The sequence below is a fragment of the Micromonospora sp. NPDC049679 genome, assembly GCF_040659735.1.
Taxonomy (GTDB): domain Bacteria; phylum Actinomycetota; class Actinomycetes; order Mycobacteriales; family Micromonosporaceae; genus Micromonospora_I.
The window spans coordinates 1-1,101 of sequence record NZ_JBFANZ010000098.1; the positions used below are offsets into that span (position 1 = coordinate 1).

Annotated in this window: 2 protein-coding genes; both read left to right on the forward strand. The window is 58.3% G+C overall.

Going from position 1 to position 1,101, the window contains the following annotated elements:
* Nucleotides 1-100: 100 nt before the first annotated feature.
* On the forward strand, nt 101-721 hold the full coding sequence (locus AB0J06_RS26385) for a DUF882 domain-containing protein (RefSeq protein ID WP_009681552.1): 621 nt from the start codon (nt 101-103) through the stop codon (nt 719-721).
* Between the two features lie 80 nt (nt 722-801).
* Nucleotides 802-1,101: hypothetical protein (locus tag AB0J06_RS26390; RefSeq protein WP_357432374.1), on the forward strand; the 300-nt coding region annotated here is incomplete at its 3' end.

A 1,101-nucleotide genomic window follows, 5' to 3' on the forward strand; every position in this document is an offset into this window, starting at 1 on the left:
GCTCCGAATACCCGGTTCCTCCTAAGCCTGAGAAAGCGGGCAAGGACCAGGAAATGGAGGATGTCATGAGCAACCTGGAGTCGCTGTTTGGGGGGCGTGCATGAGCATTGAGTTGGCCATGTCCCGCCGAGATTTGCTGAAACGCTCTGTAGTGGCTGGGATCACCGGCATGGGGGCCTTCACTTTCAGCGCCCCGTTGCTCGCTTCAACCGGCTTGCTGCTGCCTGCCAATTACGCGAACCAGGCGGACGCAGCGGCATTCTGGGCAAAGCCTCGGGTGTTGAACCTCTATCGGCCATCTACCGGCGAGCACAAGCAGATCTGCTACTGGCGAGATGGCCACCTCGATTTGGCTGGATACCGCGAGGCCTGCCACATGCTGCGAGATGTCCGTGCAGGCAAGGCTACGGAGATCGATTTGCGGCTGCTCAACCTCCTCCGGGGTCAACAGGGATGGCTGGAGCTTGCCTATGGCTTCAAAGAGCCCTACCAGGTCAACAGTGGATATCGGACGAAGGAAACCAACGAGGCTACAGAGGGTGCAGCACGGGACTCGTACCACACGAAGGGGCAAGCGTGCGACGGAAAGTTCCCGAGCCTTCCGATCGAATATCAGGGTCGCCTGATGTCAGCTTTCCGTACTGGCGGGGTGGGCTTCTACATAAACCGTCAAAAATTTATTCATTCCGACGTAGGGAGGGTTCGATATTGGGTACGTTAGTCGGCAAAGTGCTATCACCCATTGCTCTGGCTGCTTTTGCAAGCCATGCTGCCGCCGCCGAAACGGCTGAGGTGACTCCCGTGGAGTCCTACCTCATGTCCAAGGGGAACATGATCGTTCATGCGTTCCCAGCGGCTTCTGGTATGAAAGGGATCGTTGTCGATAACGGTGCCGAAAAGCGCTTGTTCTACGTCACGCCCGATGGCAAAAGTCTGTTAGCCGGTGTGATGTTCGATACACAAGGCGCCAATCTTACCAGCGTGGATCTGGCTCGTACTGCGAGTGTAGAACCGGTTCCGCATCCGTACGTGGCGAGGACGTCGTTGCCACGTACGCGGTCACCCGCGCCGCGCTCGACAACGCGCGGCACGGTCAGGGCC